A 17,386-nucleotide genomic window follows, 5' to 3' on the forward strand; every position below is an offset into this window, starting at 1 on the left:
CCGCCCTCCCCCGTAAGATGAGACACCCGTTGCGAATGCAGCTTCCCGCCGCCCGAGTCCCCGCGGCTTTTGCCCTTGCGCTGCTGGCCGCGATCCCGGCCCGCGCGCAGACGCCCGCCGCCAACACCGCGCCGGCCCCCGCGGCCGACCGGATCAAGGAGGTGCCGTCGGTCACGGCCGTCGATCCGGCGACGATCAAGCCGGGCCAGATCCTGTTCACTGACCATCGCGACAAGCCGACGGCCCCGGAGAACGGGCTGATTCCGTATCTCGACTGGCAGAAGGCGCGTCCGGCCGAGGCGGCGGTGCTCGCTCCCTACCCCGGCTACAAGGAGCCCGACTACACCGTCACGGTGAACGGCGTGACCAAGCCGCGGCACGAGACCCTCAAGATCTACGTGGCCGAGGGCCGGTTCGTCGTTCCTCGGCCGCCCGAGTCGATCGACAGCGCATCCTACGCCAACCTCGCCTTCGTTCAGAAGATGGATCCGGCGATCAAGCACCGCGCCGTCTCCTCCGCCGAGGTGACGCCCAACAAGGATCCGGCCGCCGCCTTCGCCAAGCGGCCCGATCGGCCCTGGTGCGAGGGCGCCGGTGCCTGCATCGAGTCGCGTTACGATCTGGAGGGCAAGCTGCCGCTCGGCGTGAAGCTCGCCAACAAGCTGGAGGAAGGTTCGGCCAAGAAGATCGCCGAATATGTCTCGTTCCAGAGCGAGTTGCGGGTGCTCGGGCCCGACCAGGACGGGCCGCTCCGAGCCCTGACCAAGATCGATACGCCGGTGACTGGCGGGCTGGAGCAGACGATCTTCTGGGTCAACCAGATCCTGCGCTTCGGCAAGTTCCTGGCGGTGTTCCAGCCGATGCCGAATGACCCGGGCAAGACGGTCGTCACCACCTACATGGCGCTCGCCATCAAGGGCGACGTGCTCGACCGGAAGGCGGAATACGCCCGTGTGCCGGTGCTGAAGAACCTCCTGCCCGCCCAGGTGCTGATGGGCAATTCGAGCTTCAACACCGGCACGTCGATCAGTGCCGGGCTGCCGGTCTATGCCCGGAACCGGATCACCACCTTCGCGGACGCGCTGACGAAGCGCTGACGGGCTTCGATGGCCGGACGGTGAACGCGTCGCCTCCGCGTCCCAGCGGCAGCGACGCGTCACTTACATACCGCGGTTGCCGATCGTCGGCAGGGTCGGCTGCGTGTAGGCGCGGTTCACATCCCGCCGGGTCTGGGTGCCGTTGGTGTTGCTGGAGGCCCGGTAATTGTCGAGGTTGAAGCTCTCGGCGAGACCGCTGCGGGAGTCCGGCCCGTCGGTGGCGCAGGCGCACAGGCCGCCGATCGTGAGCGCGGAGAAGGCCAAAAGGACGAGGCGCATGGGAGGTCCTGACGGGTTCGGCCGATGATCGGCCTTGAATGCAGAAACGGCAGTGCCGCCATCGTCAGGCCCAGGTAGACCTCGTCAAGAGTGACCGCCAACCGTGAATCGGTTCTGCGGCCTCCGATGCGCAGCGGCCACGGAAAATCCACCACGCCGTTCGTTTGCAGCGGATAGGGCTTGGCACCCTCTGGCCAATCCGGGGCCTTTCGGGCGACAACCACCGGCGATGAGCAACGTCTTGCCCTTCCGTCCCCGCGCAAACGTCGCGCGCCTCGCCCGCTGTGAGGTCGTCACCGTAGCAGGCGACCTTCTCGAGCTGCTCGACCAGCTTGAGGACGTGAGCGCACGCGCCGCCGCTATGGGGCGTCCCGCGCGCGAGGTCGAACGCACCGTCCAGAACCTTCTGGATGCAGTAAGTGCGGTTGAACGGGCTTTGGATTGCATCGGCGAAGGTGAGCAGTCCGCTCCGGCCTGACCAACCGCACTGCGACGCCGGCCCGATCGGTCAAGCGTGTCTATAGCCTCGACCGAAGTCTCGAAGACCTCATATTTCAAACATCACGAAGTGAGTCTGCGGAGTGCGGCAATCTTGGAACTCAATCGCACAGCTTGCGGTTGAGGGTAAGATGCTCACGTCGAGGATCGGTTCCAGAGGGCGCTATGACGCTTCGCACGTGTTGCATGCTGGCTGTCGTCGCTGCCGCTGGACTGGTCGTCGGAAGCGGAACACAGGCCGAAGCCGCCGAAATGGGCTTCCTGGAAATGCTGTTCGGTGCACGCCCAGCGCCCCAAGCGGTGCAGCCGGCGCCGTCGTTTGAGCCCCAGACCACCGGGCACACCTACCAGCGCCTCGGCGCGGCCCGCCGCCACCTGCAGACTCGCTACAGCGCTTTGCCGGTGAGGATCCGCGTGAAAGAGGCGGATATCTCGCCGCGTCAGACCTCGATCGATATGAAGGCGGGAGCGACCGCGGCCTTGCTGAAGGACGAAACGCTCCGTCCCGGTGACATCGTCGTCCTCAACACCGGAGCCAAGGTCTTCGCCGGTGATCCCGACAAACGCCATACTGTCCGGGATTTTGAGCCGACGCAAAGCTCGCGCTTCGTCAGCAAGGGAACGCGCAAGGTTCTGGCTGGCCTGTTCACGCCCGTAGGCCTGCGTCCTGCCCAAGAGGCCGGGCGCATGGTGGCGCATGCCAACGTGCCGGTGACCGCGACGCCGATCCCGACCGAAAAGACCGCCATGCGGGTGATCAACCCATGGCGGGACGGACAGTGATCGGACGGTTCAGAAGAACCGCTCCTTGACCACGATCGTGTCGCCCGGCCTGACCGAGTAGGTCATCGGTACGATGCCGGAGACCAGCTTCCCGCCGCCCGTGTCGCGGGTCAAGACGGCGTAGTCCCGTGCCGCGCGCGGGCCGAATCCCGCCGCGATCGCCACCGCTGTCTCGACCGTCATCCCGTTCACGAACGGGTACTGGCCGGAGGTCGTGACCTCGCCCAGGATGTAGAACGGCCGGTAGGCGTCGACCTCCACGGTCACGTGCGGCTCTCGCACGAAGCCGGAGGCGAGCTTGGCCTCGACCGAGCGGGCCGCCTGCCCGGTCGTCTGCCCGCCGACCTGCACGACGCCGATCAGCGGCATCGCGATCCGACCGGCTCCATCGACCGCATAAATGTTCGACAGGTTGTCCTGGCCGAAGACGATTACCCGCAGCTTGTCGCCTGCAGCCAGGGTGTAGCGGGCGGCAATCGACCCGGTGCCGGTCGCATCGAGCTGATCGGTCCGGAAGGTCGGACGCAGGCATCCGCCGAGCGCCAGGGTCGTGCCGAGGGAGAGGAGAAGAGCACGCCGGTTCATCACCATCGCCGTCATGGATGCGGTAGAGGCCAGGACTAAGCTGTTAAGGTTAACGAAGTCTGATCAAACGTCACCGCTGAGCGTCTTGCCACGGACGGCCCGGCTTTAACTCTTGAGCAACCTTAATATCCGCTACTAGCCGGCGGGCGGCTTTACGTGCTGCCGGTCTGCCTCCGTGCCCAGAGCGTCCGCATGTCTCGTATTCGTCAACGCTCGACCGAAGCCCTGCCGAGCACGCTGTCCGGCGCCCAGGACGGTCTCGGTCTTGCGCAGGTGCCGCGCATCCTGGGCCGCTCGCTCGGCTGGATCGTCGGCCCGACGCTCGTCGTTGCCCTGGGTGCCACAGTCTTCGTCAACGTCGTAAGCCCCCGCTACACCGGCGAGTCGAAGCTCATCCTCGAGAGCCGCGACCCGGCCTTCGCCCGCACCGCGCAGGAGCGGGGCGATCAGCTCGCGCCGATCGACGAGCAGGCGGTGGCGAGCCAAGTGCAGGTCGTAATGTCGCGCGATCTCGCCCGGGAGGCGATCCGCCGGCTCAAGCTGGTCGGCAATCCTGAATTCGACCCCGGCGCAACCAGCATCGGTCCGGTGCAGCGCGTGCTGATGATGCTCGGCATCGGCGCCAACCCCCTCGACCGCCCGGCCGAGGATCGGGTGCTCGACGCCTATTTCGAGCACCTGCTCGTTTATCCTGCCGGTAAGTCGCGCATCCTCACGATTGAGTTCCGCGCGAAGGATGCGGCACTTGCCGCTGAAGCCGCCAATACCATCGCAAAGCTCTACATCGCGTCGCTCGAAGCCGACAAAGTCGACACAGCCCGCTACGCTTCCTCGTGGCTCGGCGGTAATATCGACGGACTGCGCAAGCGCGTCGCGGAGGCCGAGGCGAAGGTTGAGGTATTCCGGGCCAAGAACGGCCTCGTCGGAAGCGCCGCAGGCCGGCCGCTCAACGCACAGCAGCTCGGCGAGCTGTCTAGCCAGCTCTCCGCGGCCCGGATCCTCAAGGCGGATCTCACCGGCAAGGTGAAGGCCATCAAGGATCTGATCAAGGACGGGCGGTCCTTCGAGATCCCGGATGTCGCCAACAACGAGGTCATCCGGCGTATCGTCGAGAACCGCATCGCCGTGCGGGCGCAGCTCGCCCTTGAATCGCGGACGCTCCTGCCGGCCCACCCGCGCATTAAGGAGCTGAAGGCGCAGCTCGAAGATCTCGACGCTCAGATCAAGGCTTCGGCCGAACGCATCGTTCGCACGATGGAGAATGATTCCAAGATCGCGGAAGCCCGCGTCGAGAGCCTGCAGGCCGCGGTGGACGGCCAGCAGGACGTCGTGGTCCGCGGCAATTCCAGCGAGATCCAGCTGCGCGCCCTGGAGCGCGAGGCCAAGGCGCAGCGCGAGCAGCTCGAATCCTACCTGTCGCGCTACCGCGAGGCGTCGGCCCGCGACGGCGAAGCCGCGACCCCGGCGGATGCGCGCATCGTGTCGCGCGCGGTCACGCCGGAGGTGCCGTCCTTCCCGAAGAAGCTGCCGATCGTCGCGTTCGCGACCCTGATCACGCTACTGCTCTCAATCGGTGCCATCATCGCCCGCGCCCTGCTGACCGATGCCGCCCGGTCCGCGTCCGATCGGGACGAGGCTTTCGATCCCGCTGAGGCTCGCCAGCGCCGAGAGCCGGTTCTGGATCGGCCACGCTTCGCCTTCCCGGAGGCCATGTCGCCGACCGGTTGGTCCGATGCGTCCGACGCTGAAGCGGAGCCTACGGCGGCGGCTCCGGAAACGGCGCCCGCAGCCACCGCGGAGGCATTCGACCTCGCGCCGCTGATCGCCCGGATCTCGGCCGCTCCGCGCGCCGCCGACGCACCCTCCGGCCGGCGCGTCCTGATCTTGGAGACCAGCCGGACCAACGGTGTGGCAGGGCTCTCGACCGCCTTGACGCGGGCGCTCGGCGGCGCCGGAACCCTCGTCGCCGTCGCGCTGAACGGCGGACATGGAGACGGGAAGCTCGGCTTCACAGATCTGGTGGCCGGCGAGGCCGCCTTCCTCGACGTGATCCAGGCCGATCGCTCCAGCGGCCTGCATGTGATCGAGGCCGGGCGGCACACGAGCTCTGTGTTGTCCGAGGAGCCGGATGCCCTGACCCTGACCTTCGAGGCGATGGCGGAAGCCTACGACTGGGTGGTCTGCTGCCTCAAGGCCACCGCGGATGCCGACAACCTTCTCGATCTCGTCGCCGGCTACATGGATACGGTGGTGATCGCCTCGAACGCCTCGGCGGAGGATCCGGCTTTGGCCGATCTCTACGCCGCCGCGCAGGAAGCAGGTGCCAGGCAGATCCTCGTGGCCCAGGACCGGCCGACGGCCGGCGCTGCGATCGACGCCGATCTGCGCCTCAACGCCGCGTGATCGCTGAGAGCGTTCCCGGGCCGTCGGCGACCCCGGCGGTAGGGATCGCCGACGAGCCGGCCGCGGGATACTGTCGTGTACCGCGGGGCAGCCGACGCGAATCCGGTCAGGCCCGCCGCCACGTCCGCAGCCGCTGAAACGCAGCATACAGGCGCGGGTCACGCTTGATCCCGCGCTTGGCGCGCACGAGACCCTGCCGGACCGCCCCGTAGGTTCGGCCCGCCAGCGTCACCGGGATGATCTTCTCGACGAGTTCGATGGTCTCGTCGCAGATGCTGGCCTTGTACCGCGCTTCGCCGACCCCAAGATCGAAGCCGAGGCGACCACGGGTCGCCTGCTCGCGCACGAGATGTTGCAGCAGCAGATCCCCAGGGCTGTACCGGGCGATTTCGGAATCCGGATCGAACGCCGTCATCATCCCGCTGTAGCGTTGCGCATTGACCGCTCCGCCGAACGTCGCCAGCACCCGACCACTCTCGGCGATGCACAGCGCATGGATCTCCAGCGCCGAATTCGGGCCCGCCGCGGCCGCCGCCAGGAAGGCCTGGATCGACGGATCGGCGTAAGGGTCGGCGATGCCCATCGCGGCAAACCGGATGGCCTTGTGAGCGTAGAAGGCCGCCAGGAACCGGTTCGCCTCCTCGGCCGTCTCGGCGCGGCGATAGACGACGGGTCCATGCGCCTCGATCAGACGCTTCTCCTTCGAGCGCAGCTTCTTGCGGGCATCGGCACTGAAGACCCGTCGCATCGTGGCTTCGGGATCGGGTTCGAGGGTCAGCCCATAGCCATTGCTGGCCTCCGGCTCGCCGCCGGTCGCGAACGGGTTCGCCGTGCCGTCCCAGGACCGGGGTTGATGCTGCAGCGCGTAGACGTCGATCCCGGCCGAACGCGCGGCGCGCGTCAGAGCTGCTGATATGTCCTCGGCCCGGATCGACGTCGCGTCGCGGCTCGCGAACAGGGGCAGATGATAATTCGCGTGGGTGTCGCCCACAGTCCGGGCGACGCGCAGGCCGAGCCGTCGCTCGACAAGCAGCGGCAGGAGGATCTGGGGACGACCGTCCCGATCACGGAGGACCAGGATCCGCGCGGTGCCGACCTGACTGCGCGCGCGCAAGTAAGCCATGGTCCAGTCGAACCGCTGATAGGGGGTCTGAATGCTGTCGGGATCGCACTCGATCTGGCGCCAGACGGCTTCCGCGGCGGCCGGGTCCGCGATAATTTCCGCTGCGAGGGCTCCGACCGACGGAGCATCGACCCTATCCGCATCCGTGACCCGAAGGGCGACCGCCATTGCCTCTGACCTTTGCTGGACCGCGCCCGGTCGCCCGTCGCGTCCAGACCTTCGCCGCCTGCGGCTGAACAAGCAGTGGAATTCTCGGCCTGGTAAGACACTTCACGCGTCGGCAGGCGCTCAAAAACTTGATGTGGCTAACGCCCTGTTGCGTGCATATTGACCGTCGTACAGTCTTCGAACTTTGTTTACCGCGACGCGCGCAGGGTGCCGGGCGCGGGCCGATCGGCCTGATCGGTGTGAGATCATGCTGTCGTCGGATACAAAGCATCGGGTCTTCGCGACCGGGTTTCGCGCGATCCAGGCGATTGGGGCAGATCGCTGGATGGCTCCGGCCTCCCGTGGGCTCGGCGTGATCCTCACCTTCCACCATGTCAGCCCGGACGCGCCGCCAACCTTCGCCCCGAACCGCCTGCTGACCATCACCCCGGACTTCCTCGACCTGACCCTGCGCGAACTCGATGCCCGCGGTTTCGAGGTGATCGGCCTCGACGCCGTGCCGCAACGCCTGGCCGAACCCGACTACGGCCCACCCTTCGCTGTCCTGACCTTCGATGATGGCTATCGGGACAATGTCGCGCACGCGCGACCGGTTCTGGCCCGCCATAACGCCCCCTGGACGCTATTCGCCACCAGCGCCTTCGCGGATCAGACCGGACGGCTCTGGTGGACCGAATTGGAGCGCGCCATCGCACGGCTCGACCGCGTCCGCATCGACATCGGCGCGCGCAGCGTCGATCTGCCGGCGCGCAGCGCGGGCGAGAAGGCGCTCGCCTTCGACGCGATCTATCGCGACCTGCGCGGCGGCGGCGAGGCCGAACTCCTCGCCCGGATCGCGGCGCTGTGTCGTCAAGCTGGTTTCGAGCCGGGGCAGATCGCGTCCGAACTGTGCCTGTCCTGGGCGGACCTGCGCGATCTGGCCAAGGATCCCGCCGTCACGATCGGGGCGCACACGGTGAGCCACCCGATGCTGGCCAAGCACCCGGAGGCATTCGCCGCCCAGGAGATCGCCGAGGGGCGTGCGCGGATCGAGGCGGCGCTCGACCGGCCCGTGCGGCACTTGTCCTATCCGGTCGGCGATCCGGGTTCGGCCGGGCCGCGGGAATTTGCGCTGGCCCGGAGCCAGGGCTTCGCCACCGCGGTGACGACCCGGCCCGGCCACCTCTTCGCGGGCCACGCCGGGCATCTCCACGCGCTGCCCCGCGTGTCGATCAACGGCTGCCATCAAACGCGGGCAGCCCTGGGCGGTCTGCTCTCCGGCGTGCCGTTCCTGGCCTGGAACCGCGGTCGCCGCCTGAACGTGGCTTAACGGACGCTAGCGCCGCCGCCGGTGCCGATACCCGCTCGAGAACGAGGCGTATTGCCGACCGCGATGCCCGCGGTAGCGTCGCCGTCCGCTCGTCACGGGCTCCGCTGTCTCCTCCAACTGCGGGATGGCTTCCGCCATCGCGGCGGCGGGCGTCGGGGCCGAGTCGGAGGATGCGAAGCCACCGGCCACGTTCTTGGCGGCAGGACCAAACATCGCCAGGCACTGATTGTAGGCGAGATCGTTCTTCAGCCGCTCGCATTCGCCGATCGAACGCGGGGTTCCCTGGGCCAGGGCCGGCAGGGGCGCGAGCAGCGCGATCAGGGCTGCCAGAGGCATGAGGCGCATGGGGGGACGGAGCACGACGCAGCGATCTCGGAAGAGGACGCGTCGCTTCTGATCTCGGAGTGCGGCGAAATCGAGGGGTCGCGTCAGCGATCCGGCCGTTCCATCCAACGGATCAGCGGCATCAGCGGGAAGATCCAGGCGATTCCCAGGATCGAGTAGAGCACGGCCTGCATTGCTGCCGGCGTCTCCGCGATGCGGCTGTCCGCCAAGGTCATCGCCAAGGGTCCGTAGACGCAGACGAAGGCCAGGATCGCGAGGGTGCCGATCAGGGTCCGGGTTCGTCGTCGCATGGCGTCTCGTGGTGGTTCTGCTTGGAGCCTCTGCAAAGGGGCTAGCGCTCACGCAAGGGCTTGGCAACGCGCAGCCTGCCGCGGGCTGCGGCGCCGCCGACGTTGCTGCGGGCCCATGCATCTTTTAACCCGGCAACCGGGATCGGCACATCCCGGTTCTAGGCCGAAGGACTGCAGATGGTTGTCAACAATGCGGAGGAGCCGCGCTCCGGCGCCGTGCGGACCTGGCTCTACGTGGTCGCCGCACTGGTGGTCGCCATGGTGGCTGTCGGCGGTGCGACGCGTCTCACGGGATCGGGTCTGTCCATCACCGAATGGCGACCGGTCACCGGGATCATCCCGCCCCTCTCCGACGCCGATTGGGCGGCGGAGTTCGCCAAGTACAAGGACACGCCGCAATACAGCATCCTCAACCAGGGTATGGGGCTCTCTGCCTTCAAGGTCCTGTACGGTTGGGAATGGGGTCACCGAGTGCTAGGCCGGCTGATCGGTCTCGTGTTCTTCCTCCCGCTGATCGTGTTCTGGTGGCAGGGCCGGATCAGCCGCACTCTGGGACTCGGCCTGCTTGGTCTCGGCGTCCTTGGTGGGCTGCAGGGTGCCATTGGTTGGATCATGGTGGCCTCAGGCCTCCAACCCGGCATGACCGCGGTGGCCCCGCTCAAGCTCGCGCTTCATCTGACCACCGCAAGCCTCATCCTGGCGGGCTTGGTCTGGCTCGCGGCGGGTGAACGCGGCGGTGCGTTGGAGCCGGTGCCGACCCGCCTGCGCGCGATCGCGGCGCTGCTTCCGGTGCTGATCCTCGTGCAGATCTTCTTGGGCGGGCTCGTCGCGGGCTCGCATGCGGGTCTGGTCTACAACACGTGGCCGACGATGGACGGTACTCTCGTCCCGCCGGCCGATACCCTGTTCGCCATTCGGCCCTGGATCGAGAACTTCGTGGACAATCACGCGTTGGTTCAGCTCGACCACCGGATGACCGCCTACTTCGTGATCATCGTGGCGATCCTGCACGCGGTGGATGCCAAGATCACCGGACCGGCCGGTGCAGCGGGGCGCGCGGCCGGCGTGGCCGTTCTGGCATCGGCCCAGGCGGCGCTCGGGATCGCGACACTGTTGCTCGCGATCCCGCTCTGGGCAGCGCTGGCCCATCAGGTTCTGGCGATGGCGGTCCTGATCATGGCGACGGTCCATGCCCGCCTCAGCCGCGGGGTCGGATTGGGAATCGCCCGGGTTCGGTCGGTGCCGTCCGACCCACCGATCGGTTTTGAGGGGCTGGCGGGACGCGGCGTTTAGTCTTTCCTGCAATGCGGCGATGCTGCTGCCATTGCACGAGAGCTATAAGTGCTCATGTGAATCCTCGGGATAACTCCCGCTCAGCACTCTGCACATGGAACGATCAAGACGTTTTAAGCTTTAGACTGCAGGCGTGGCAGGAGGCTTGATGATGTCTCTCGCGGAGGATGGTCGCCCACTCTCTCTGACGTGGCATTACACGCCCCGCGAGATCGTGGCGGATGGCGTGATCCACGGTCTCGGGGTCGTCCTCGGATTGGCTGGCGCCGCCGCGATGGTGGCGACGGCGCTCACCGCGCATCTTGGTGTGGCCGAGCGTGTCGCCGTTGTCGTGTACGCGACCGCCCTCGTGCTGATGCTCGGCGTCTCAGCTCTGTACAATCTGTATCCGGTCAGCCCTCGCAAATGGCTGCTGCGCCGGGCCGATCACGCGCTGATCTACCTGATGATCGCCGGCACCTACACGCCGCTCGTCGCCCTCGTTGGATCGGGATCGCGTGCCTACCTGCTGCTTGCGATGATCTGGGCCGTCGCCCTCGTCGGTATCAGCGTCAAGCTATTCCTGCCCGGCCGGTTCGACCGGCTGTCCATCGGGCTTTACCTGATGCTCGGCTGGAGCGGTTTGTTCGCCTACGAGTCGGTGATCGCCAGTCTTCAGCCGACCGCGCTCTGGCTCCTGGCCATCGGAGGTGCGCTCTACTCAATCGGCGTGGTGTTCCACATCTGGCGGACATTGCCCTTCCAGAACGCGATCTGGCACGGCTTCGTGTTGGCCGCCACCGCCTGCCATTACGGCACCATCTGGGCCAGCCTGAACGGCTTACCAATGACATGACTTGTTTTCGGCGCAGTAAAACTCCGCTTACCGTGTCGATGAAAAGGATGCGCCGGATGAGCTGCGTTTAAGAGCCCCACGACCACCGGCGCACCATAAATCCCGGGACAGTTTTCACCGGGAGCGATACCGTGGTCGCCAAGTCGAACGACGCTCGAGCCACAGAGCGTTACCGGATCCTACACATCTTCCGGGCGCCCGTCGGCGGGCTCTTCCGGCACGTGATGGATCTGGCCTGCCTTCAGGCCGCTGCGGGACACGCGGTGGGGATCATCTGCGACTCAACGACCGGCGGCGAGCGCGGCGAGCGGGCGCTGTCCGACCTGCTGCCCTGCCTCGAACTCGGCCTCCTCCGGATCCCGATGCGGCGCAATCCGGATCGATCCGATTGGAGATGCCTGAAGGCGGTCGGCCGGCGGGCGACCATGGTGGGTGCCGATGTCCTTCACGGCCACGGCGCGAAGGGTGGCGCTTATGCCAGGCTCGCCCGCAGCGGCGCAGCGATCCGCAGCTACACGCCCCATGGCGGCAGCTACAATTACCGGCCCGGCACCGCGTTGCACCGCCTCTACATGAGCGCCGAAGCGGTCCTGGCCCGCCGGACCGACGCATTCTTGTTCGAAAGCGAGTACGTCGCCGGCCGGCACCGACGCTTCGTCGGCGGCCCGGAACAAGTGACACGCATCGTCCATAATGGCCTCGCCGACGCCGAGTTCGCACCCGTCGAGCGCGTCGAGGACCCCTTCGATCTGCTCTACGTCGGCGAGCTGCGGGAGGCCAAGGGCCTGCCATACCTGCTCGAGGCCCTCGTTCAGCTCCGAGCGGAAGGCCGGGCGTTGCGCCTGCTGATGGTCGGGTCCGGGCCGGACGCCGAGATCCTGCGGCAGAACGTCGACCGCCTTGGGCTCGGCGGCGCCGTCTCGTTCGAGCCGCCGCAGGCGATCCGCTCCGTCCTGGCGCGGGGCCGGATCCTGGTGGTTCCGTCCCTTGCGGAATCGCTGCCCTACGTGGTCCTGGAAGCCGCAGCCGCCGGGCAGCCGCTGGTCGCCACCCGGGTCGGTGGGATCCCCGAGATCTTCGGGCAGGCGGCGGGCGATCTCATTCCGCCCCGGGATCCGGTGGGCCTCGCCTCCGGCATCCGTCGGGTCCTCGATGAAGCGCCGGAAGCGCTCGACGCCCAGGTGCAGGCGCTCAGCACGTCGGTTCACCAGCGCTTCTCCCTGGAGCGCATGGGCACCGAGGTGATCTCTGGCTACGCCGCCGCATTCCAGGCCCGCGGTGACCGTCGCACCGTCAAGGTTCCGGAACTCGCGGCGCCGCGGACGGCCTGATCCGCGGACCGGATCTGAGTGACCAGCCACCCGCGCCCCGACGATCAATAACGTCGCGGGTGGCGTGGTCTTAAGTCTTCCGACAATGCCCCGTGCCACGCTGTGATTGACGAAACCGCCGGCTTGCGCGGAAGAGGGCCGTTCGATGAGTGCGTTCGACATCCGCGATCTTCTCGAGGCCGCCACTCCCCTTGAGGCACAACCCCACCATCGCGCCGACGCTGCGATGCCGCTGGCCGAGACGGCCGTTGCGGGCCGCACCGCGATCTCGCCGGTCGTGGTGGCGGGCCTGATCCGGGCGCTGGAAGGCGCCCTCATCTTCGCACTTGGTGCGTTGCTCCACCTTGTCATGCTGTATGGGCGGGTGGCCTTCGGCGTGACCTATGCCGGGGCGATCGGGTGCATCGCGGCGATCACGGTCGCCCTGCTCCAGACCGCGGGTTGTTACCGGATCGCCGCATTCCGCACCTTCTTCAAGAGCGCAATCCGGATCACCACCGCGTGGTCGCTGACCTTCCTGGTGGTCGCGGCGGGCTTGGTGCTCGCGAAGGTGGCCGACCATTACTCGCGCCTGTGGCTGGCGACCTTTTACGGCACGGGACTCGGCGCGCTGCTGATCGGGCGCTTCATCCTCTATCGGGTCATCGAGGCGCAGACCCGCGCGGGCCGATTCGACCGACGCACCGCGATCGTGGGCGGCGGCAAGCCTGCGGAAGATCTGATCGCCGCGCTGGAGGCACAGAGCGACACCGGTATCCGCATCGTCGGCGTCTTCGACGATCGCAACACGGACCGTTCGTCGGACGTTGTGGCGGGCCATCCGAAGCTCGGCAATGTCGATGACCTCGTAGCCTATGCGCGGCATGCGCGGCTCGACCTGATCGTCTTCACCATTCCCATCACCGCCGAAGCGCGCATTTTGCAGATGCTGGCCAAGCTCTGGGTGCTGCCGATCGACATCCGGCTTTCGGCCCATGCGGCCAAGCTGCGCCTGCGGCCGCGCAGCTACTCCTATCTCGGATCGGTGCCGGTGCTCGACGTGTTCGACAAGCCGATCGCGGATTGGGATGTCGTGGTCAAAGCGCTGTTCGACCGCTGCGTCGGCCTGTTGATGCTGCTCGCCCTGTCGCCGGTGATGATGAGCGTGGCGCTCGCCGTGCGCCTGAGTTCGCGCGGGCCGGTGCTGTTCCGGCAGAAGCGGCATGGCTTCAACAACGAGCTGATCGAGGTCTTCAAGTTCCGCTCGATGTATGTCGATCAGTGCGACGCGGGAGCCTCCAAGATGGTAACCCGTGGCGATCCGCGCGTCACGCCGGTGGGCCGCTTCATCCGCAAGACCTCGCTCGACGAGCTGCCGCAGCTGTTCAACGTTCTGAAGGGTGACCTCTCGCTCGTCGGCCCGCGGCCGCACGCGCTGCAAGCCAAGGCGGCCAACACCCTGTACGACCAAGTGGTCGATGGCTACTTCGCCCGCCACAAGGTGAAGCCCGGCATCACCGGCTGGGCACAGGTCAACGGTTGGCGCGGCGAGACCGATACGTCCGAGAAGCTACAGCGGCGCGTCGAGCACGACCTTTACTACATCGAGAACTGGTCGGTTCTCCTCGACCTCCAGATTCTGGCGACCACGCCCTTCGCGCTGCTCAAGACCGAGAACGCCTATTGAGCACGCCGACACGCGGCCCCGACCGGAATCCGGCGGGACCGCGTCATGCTTGCGACTACGGCAATGCGCCGGCCTTCTCCTTGGCCTTCATGATCGTGTCGCGGCAGCCCTGGGCGTCGCCGGCCTTGTCCTGCTCCCCCGCCTTGGCAACCAGCTTCTTGGCTTCCTCGACGCCTGCGGCGCTCGGCTTCACGGCCGCATCCGCCTTTGTTAGGGCCGGCGGCTTATCGAGCGCCTTCGGCGAATCCGAGGAGGTCACGCCGCCGGGCGGCGTCTTGCCCGTCACCATGGCCGCGCCGGCGCTGTCGAGCCGCCGCTGCAGGGTGCTGACCTCGTCGGCGCAGGGTGTCGCGAGGGCGGGCGTAGCTGCGGCGAGGGTGAGGGCTGCGACGGCAAAACGGAACATCATCGAGACAGGTCTCCAGGCATTGCGGTTCGTTCGGCGCGCGAACTCCGACAGGAGCTCAGCCGACTCACCGAGGAGACTCCGGGCGCACTGGCCCGTTCCCGAGACAGGAGGCCGCACGGCGACCTCTGAACGCAGACGGGCGCCTCGCGCGGCCCAAAGGCCGCGGAAGGCGCCCGCCCCTGTCGCCTGTGGCGTCAGTACTTGCGGATGATCGGCTCCGGCGCCATCGGTACAGGATCGGCACCGAACCGGTAGGTCAGACCCGCGTAGACCGAGAGCGGCTGGGCCAGGGTCGTGGTCCGCGGGTCGTTGATCGACAGGTTGCCGGCGATCGCTCCGGGCTCGGCGAAGGTGCCGAACGTCGCGTACCGGTTGTTGGTCAGGTTGGTGATCAACCCGAAGATCTCCAGGTTCTTGGTGACCTGATACTTCGTCGTCAGGTTCATCACATAGTAGGCTGGCAGCTTGCGGTTGAGGTTCGACTCGTCGCCGCGGAAATAGGACGACGAGAAGGCCGAGACGTTGAGGCCGAAGCGCCAGTTCGGCGTGATGTTGTACTCGAACCCGGCCTTGATCTGATGATCCGGGATCAGGGGCACCTTGTTGCCCTTGCGCACGTTGATCGCCCCGTCATCGGAGAACGGGTTGTTCGGCGAGGACAGCGTCTGGTTGAACTGGAAGGTGGCGTCGATCAGTGCGTAGTTGGCGTAAACCAGTAGGTCGGGGGTCACCACGTATTCGGCGCTGACCTCGATGCCTTGCCGCCGGGTCGACGGCACGTTCACGAAGTAGGCCCGCGCGGCGTTGCCCGCGACGGCGACCTGGATGATGTCGTTGGTCAGGTCGGTGCGGAACACACCGGCCTTGTAGGTCAGGGCGCCGCCCGAGAGGAAGCTCGGAATCACGCCGCGGAAGCCGACTTCGTAGGTTTGGCCGGTGACCTGCTTGAGCGGCGGGTCGGCCACCAGCGAGTTCGGCAACAGGCACGGTCGATCGGGATTGGCGCAGGCGAGTTCGAGCGGTGTCGGCGCCCGGTTCGATTCCGAGTAGCTGCCGTAGAGATTGAGCGCCGGGTCGAACTGGTAGGTCAGGCCCGCCAGCGGGTTGACCTTGGTGAACTCATGCGTGCCCGTGACATCCGGCGAGAAGCCGGTTTGATCGACCGAGCGGATATGCGCGTAGTTGAGCCGGAAGCCTGCGGTGAGCGAGAGCCGGTCGGTCAGGTCGAGCGTGTCGGTGGCGTAGAGGCCGAGATACAGGTTCGAGCCCTGCACCGAGCTGGGGGCGATGCCGAGTGCGCCGGCCGTCCGGATGTAAGGCGTGCCGAGCCCCGGGATTGTGCCGTAATACGGGTTGTTCGGGTCGGTCGTGATCGAGAGATTCGGGTTGATCACCCCGAGGGTGCTCGACGACTTGAACGAGTAGTCGGCCGCGTCGACGCTGCCGCCGATGACGAAGGTGTTCGGCAGGCCGAAGATCCGGTCGCGATTGGCCGCCTGCAGCGAGCCGCCATAGCCCTGCGATTCCGTCTGCGTGGTGTCGATCGTCCCGTAGGGGATGCGCGCGCGGTACGGGATCCGCTGGTTCTGCTGGCCCAGCAGCAGAAACTGGTTGCGGAACGCGTTCTGCGACTGGCCGGCGGAGGGGCTGAAGCCGTCATCCTGGTAGCAGAGTGAGCCGCGGAAGCTCGACCGCGAGCTGCATTGCTCGAAATTGCCGTCGTTGCCGTCGACGTAACGATCGCTGAAACGGCGGAAGTAGGCGTTTCCGGCGAGATCCCAGGTCGGCGAGATGTCGACCCGGCCGGTGAGCTGCAGCGAGCCGACCTGCGTGGTCTGCGTCTGGGGGTAGGTGAAGATCGCCCGCGGATCGACATGGGTGAAGTCCACCGGGGTCGCGGCCGCCGCGCCGTAGAAGCTGCGGGCGGCGAGCCCGATCAGGTGGAACTCCGAATCCTGCGAGCGATAGCCCAGATCCGCGTAGAGCCGCCCGATCGTGCTCGGGTTCTCGTAGCGCCAGCCGCGGTCGTTCAAGCCGTCGCCGGTGAAGTAGAAGCTCCAGTTGTCCGACACCTTGCCGTATTGCAGGTAACCGGCGGTGCGGGCGTCCGAGCCGCCCCAGGCCGAGATCTCGGTGCCCTGCCAGGTGAAGCCGTTCTTCATCTGGATGTTGACCGCGCCGCCGATGGCGTTGAGGCCGAAAACCGGGTTGCCGGTGACCACGTCGATGCGCTGGATCGCCTGCGGCGGGATCAAGCCGAAGTTGACGGTGTCGCCGAAGGCCTCGTTGATGCGGATGCCGTTCTGGTAGACGGCGAGCCCCTGCGGCACGCCCTGTACGGGGGAGGCGGTGAAGCCGCGGTAGTTGAGGTCAGCGCGGTTGCCGTTGCCCTGCGAGTCATTGAGGTTCACGCCGGGCGTCGCCCGGGCGAAGGTGGCGAGGATGTTGTCGGTGCCGCGGTCGACGTCGATCTGGCGGGGCGTTACCGATTGAACCGTGCTGGGGATCTTGTTGAGCGGTTGCTCGGAGCCGCGCAGGCGGATCGGGCCGGCGGGCGCGGTCGGCACGATCTGGCCCAGTGTGTCGAGGTTCTGAGCGCCGCTCGAATTGCCGCCGCCCGCCCCGACCGGTGATGTCGAGACGACGCTGATCTCGCCGAGGGTTACCGATTGCTGAGCCTGTACTGCACCCGGGGCGACCGATAGCGCCAATACTGAGGCAGACGCGAGCAAGCCGCTCCGAAGCGCCCGACGTGACATTGCATTTCCCCTGCCTTGAGACCAGCGTCCGGTTGTCCCGGGCTTGGCAATACTCATGGCGGGTCGATCGGACGTTCACAATCGGACCTGATGGTCCGCGACCACTTTTCGGATCCATTTTGGCGCCGGGATCGCGGAACGCCCCGGCCCGTGGCGGTGTCGCAACACTTTTTCGTGGTTTTTCAGCGACTTACGGACAATTTGGCAAGCTTG

At 66.9% G+C, this 17,386-nt stretch carries 16 protein-coding genes; 9 read left to right on the forward strand and 7 right to left on the reverse strand.

What is annotated here, in order from left to right; translation table 11 throughout:
* The first annotated feature begins 17 nt into the window (after positions 1 to 17).
* Positions 18 to 1,097 (forward strand): hypothetical protein, encoded by a 1,080-nt coding sequence (locus MKK63_RS07420; RefSeq protein WP_244000194.1) that lies wholly within the window; start codon positions 18 to 20, stop codon positions 1,095 to 1,097.
* 63 nt (positions 1,098 to 1,160) lie between these two features.
* Here the strand turns inward: MKK63_RS07420 and MKK63_RS07425 are convergent, their stop codons facing one another.
* Positions 1,161 to 1,376 carry a hypothetical protein gene (locus MKK63_RS07425; RefSeq protein ID WP_243919415.1) on the reverse strand — a complete coding sequence of 72 codons (216 nt, stop codon included), beginning with the start codon at positions 1,374 to 1,376 and terminating at the stop codon, positions 1,161 to 1,163.
* A 229-nt stretch (positions 1,377 to 1,605) separates the two neighbouring features.
* Here MKK63_RS07425 and MKK63_RS07430 point away from each other — a divergent pair, with 229 nt between their 5' ends.
* Both MKK63_RS07430 and MKK63_RS07435 read left to right on the forward strand, forming a co-directional pair.
* A complete protein-coding gene (locus MKK63_RS07430) occupies positions 1,606 to 1,854 on the forward strand; it encodes a hypothetical protein (protein ID WP_244000196.1) in 249 nt (82 codons plus the stop codon).
* 206 nt (positions 1,855 to 2,060) lie between these two features.
* Positions 2,061 to 2,657: a hypothetical protein gene (locus tag MKK63_RS07435; RefSeq protein WP_244000198.1), complete on the forward strand. Its 597-nt coding sequence runs from the start codon at positions 2,061 to 2,063 to the stop codon at positions 2,655 to 2,657.
* A 9-nt stretch (positions 2,658 to 2,666) separates the two neighbouring features.
* Here the strand turns inward: MKK63_RS07435 and MKK63_RS07440 are convergent, their stop codons facing one another.
* Positions 2,667 to 3,248 (reverse strand): polysaccharide biosynthesis/export family protein, encoded by a 582-nt coding sequence (locus tag MKK63_RS07440; RefSeq protein WP_243919665.1) that lies wholly within the window; start codon positions 3,246 to 3,248, stop codon positions 2,667 to 2,669.
* Positions 3,249 to 3,434: 186 nt separating this feature from the next.
* Between MKK63_RS07440 and MKK63_RS07445 the strand changes: the two genes are divergently transcribed.
* A complete protein-coding gene (locus MKK63_RS07445; RefSeq protein WP_244000200.1) occupies positions 3,435 to 5,645 on the forward strand; it encodes a GumC family protein in 2,211 nt (736 codons plus the stop codon).
* 106 nt (positions 5,646 to 5,751) lie between these two features.
* On the opposite strand, the gene MKK63_RS07450 is transcribed toward MKK63_RS07445, so the two are convergent.
* The gene (locus tag MKK63_RS07450; protein ID WP_244000202.1) at positions 5,752 to 6,936 is read right to left on the reverse strand and encodes a GNAT family N-acetyltransferase; all 1,185 of its coding nucleotides are present in this window, start codon (positions 6,934 to 6,936) and stop codon (positions 5,752 to 5,754) included.
* A gap of 247 nt (positions 6,937 to 7,183) precedes the next feature.
* Between MKK63_RS07450 and MKK63_RS07455 the strand changes: the two genes are divergently transcribed.
* Complete coding sequence (locus MKK63_RS07455; RefSeq protein WP_244000204.1) at positions 7,184 to 8,245, forward strand: polysaccharide deacetylase family protein; 1,062 nt, start codon at positions 7,184 to 7,186, stop codon at positions 8,243 to 8,245.
* A gap of 6 nt (positions 8,246 to 8,251) precedes the next feature.
* Here MKK63_RS07455 and MKK63_RS07460 read toward each other — a convergent pair whose 3' ends face one another.
* Both MKK63_RS07460 and MKK63_RS07465 read right to left on the reverse strand, forming a co-directional pair.
* Positions 8,252 to 8,590, reverse strand: coding sequence for a hypothetical protein (locus tag MKK63_RS07460; RefSeq protein WP_244000310.1), 339 nt, complete (start codon positions 8,588 to 8,590; stop codon positions 8,252 to 8,254).
* 83 nt (positions 8,591 to 8,673) lie between these two features.
* Positions 8,674 to 8,880: a DUF2842 domain-containing protein gene (locus MKK63_RS07465; protein WP_244000207.1), complete on the reverse strand. Its 207-nt coding sequence runs from the start codon at positions 8,878 to 8,880 to the stop codon at positions 8,674 to 8,676.
* A gap of 177 nt (positions 8,881 to 9,057) precedes the next feature.
* Here MKK63_RS07465 and MKK63_RS07470 point away from each other — a divergent pair, with 177 nt between their 5' ends.
* The 4 genes from MKK63_RS07470 to MKK63_RS07485 all read left to right on the forward strand — a co-directional run bounded on the left by MKK63_RS07470 (position 9,058) and on the right by MKK63_RS07485 (position 14,005).
* Positions 9,058 to 10,173, forward strand: a complete 1,116-nt coding sequence (locus MKK63_RS07470) for a COX15/CtaA family protein (RefSeq protein ID WP_244000209.1) — start codon at positions 9,058 to 9,060, stop codon at positions 10,171 to 10,173.
* Between the two features lie 151 nt (positions 10,174 to 10,324).
* Positions 10,325 to 11,008, forward strand: coding sequence for a PAQR family membrane homeostasis protein TrhA (gene trhA, locus MKK63_RS07475; protein WP_244000312.1), 684 nt, complete (start codon positions 10,325 to 10,327; stop codon positions 11,006 to 11,008).
* Between the two features lie 131 nt (positions 11,009 to 11,139).
* Positions 11,140 to 12,339, forward strand: a complete 1,200-nt coding sequence (locus MKK63_RS07480; protein ID WP_244000211.1) for a glycosyltransferase family 4 protein — start codon at positions 11,140 to 11,142, stop codon at positions 12,337 to 12,339.
* A 145-nt stretch (positions 12,340 to 12,484) separates the two neighbouring features.
* The gene (locus MKK63_RS07485) at positions 12,485 to 14,005 is read left to right on the forward strand and encodes an undecaprenyl-phosphate glucose phosphotransferase (protein WP_244000213.1); all 1,521 of its coding nucleotides are present in this window, start codon (positions 12,485 to 12,487) and stop codon (positions 14,003 to 14,005) included.
* 55 nt (positions 14,006 to 14,060) lie between these two features.
* Here the strand turns inward: MKK63_RS07485 and MKK63_RS07490 are convergent, their stop codons facing one another.
* Positions 14,061 to 14,414: a hypothetical protein gene (locus tag MKK63_RS07490; protein ID WP_244000215.1), complete on the reverse strand. Its 354-nt coding sequence runs from the start codon at positions 14,412 to 14,414 to the stop codon at positions 14,061 to 14,063.
* A gap of 194 nt (positions 14,415 to 14,608) precedes the next feature.
* A complete protein-coding gene (locus MKK63_RS07495) occupies positions 14,609 to 17,173 on the reverse strand; it encodes a TonB-dependent receptor (RefSeq protein WP_244000217.1) in 2,565 nt (854 codons plus the stop codon).
* Positions 17,174 to 17,386: the final 213 nt, after the last annotated feature.

It is taken from the genome of Methylobacterium sp. J-088, from assembly GCF_022829295.1.
Lineage (GTDB): Bacteria > Pseudomonadota > Alphaproteobacteria > Rhizobiales > Beijerinckiaceae > Methylobacterium.

Bases quoted from the DNA above. Each gene is read 5' to 3' on its own strand.
- MKK63_RS07420 (WP_244000194.1), top strand. From the start codon at position 18: ATGAGACACCCGTTGCGAATGCAGCTTCCCGCCGCCCGAGTCCCCGCG.
- MKK63_RS07425 (WP_243919415.1), bottom strand. From the start codon at position 1,376: ATGCGCCTCGTCCTTTTGGCCTTCTCCGCGCTCACGATCGGCGGCCTG.
- MKK63_RS07430 (WP_244000196.1), top strand. From the start codon at position 1,606: ATGAGCAACGTCTTGCCCTTCCGTCCCCGCGCAAACGTCGCGCGCCTC.
- MKK63_RS07435 (WP_244000198.1), top strand. From the start codon at position 2,061: ATGCTGGCTGTCGTCGCTGCCGCTGGACTGGTCGTCGGAAGCGGAACA.
- MKK63_RS07440 (WP_243919665.1), bottom strand. From the start codon at position 3,248: ATGGTGATGAACCGGCGTGCTCTTCTCCTCTCCCTCGGCACGACCCTG.
- MKK63_RS07445 (WP_244000200.1), top strand. From the start codon at position 3,435: ATGTCTCGTATTCGTCAACGCTCGACCGAAGCCCTGCCGAGCACGCTG.
- MKK63_RS07450 (WP_244000202.1), bottom strand. From the start codon at position 6,936: ATGGCGGTCGCCCTTCGGGTCACGGATGCGGATAGGGTCGATGCTCCG.
- MKK63_RS07455 (WP_244000204.1), top strand. From the start codon at position 7,184: ATGCTGTCGTCGGATACAAAGCATCGGGTCTTCGCGACCGGGTTTCGC.
- MKK63_RS07460 (WP_244000310.1), bottom strand. From the start codon at position 8,590: ATGCGCCTCATGCCTCTGGCAGCCCTGATCGCGCTGCTCGCGCCCCTG.
- MKK63_RS07465 (WP_244000207.1), bottom strand. From the start codon at position 8,880: ATGCGACGACGAACCCGGACCCTGATCGGCACCCTCGCGATCCTGGCC.
- MKK63_RS07470 (WP_244000209.1), top strand. From the start codon at position 9,058: ATGGTTGTCAACAATGCGGAGGAGCCGCGCTCCGGCGCCGTGCGGACC.
- trhA (WP_244000312.1), top strand. From the start codon at position 10,325: ATGTCTCTCGCGGAGGATGGTCGCCCACTCTCTCTGACGTGGCATTAC.
- MKK63_RS07485 (WP_244000213.1), top strand. From the start codon at position 12,485: ATGAGTGCGTTCGACATCCGCGATCTTCTCGAGGCCGCCACTCCCCTT.
- MKK63_RS07490 (WP_244000215.1), bottom strand. From the start codon at position 14,414: ATGATGTTCCGTTTTGCCGTCGCAGCCCTCACCCTCGCCGCAGCTACG.
- MKK63_RS07495 (WP_244000217.1), bottom strand. From the start codon at position 17,173: ATGTCACGTCGGGCGCTTCGGAGCGGCTTGCTCGCGTCTGCCTCAGTA.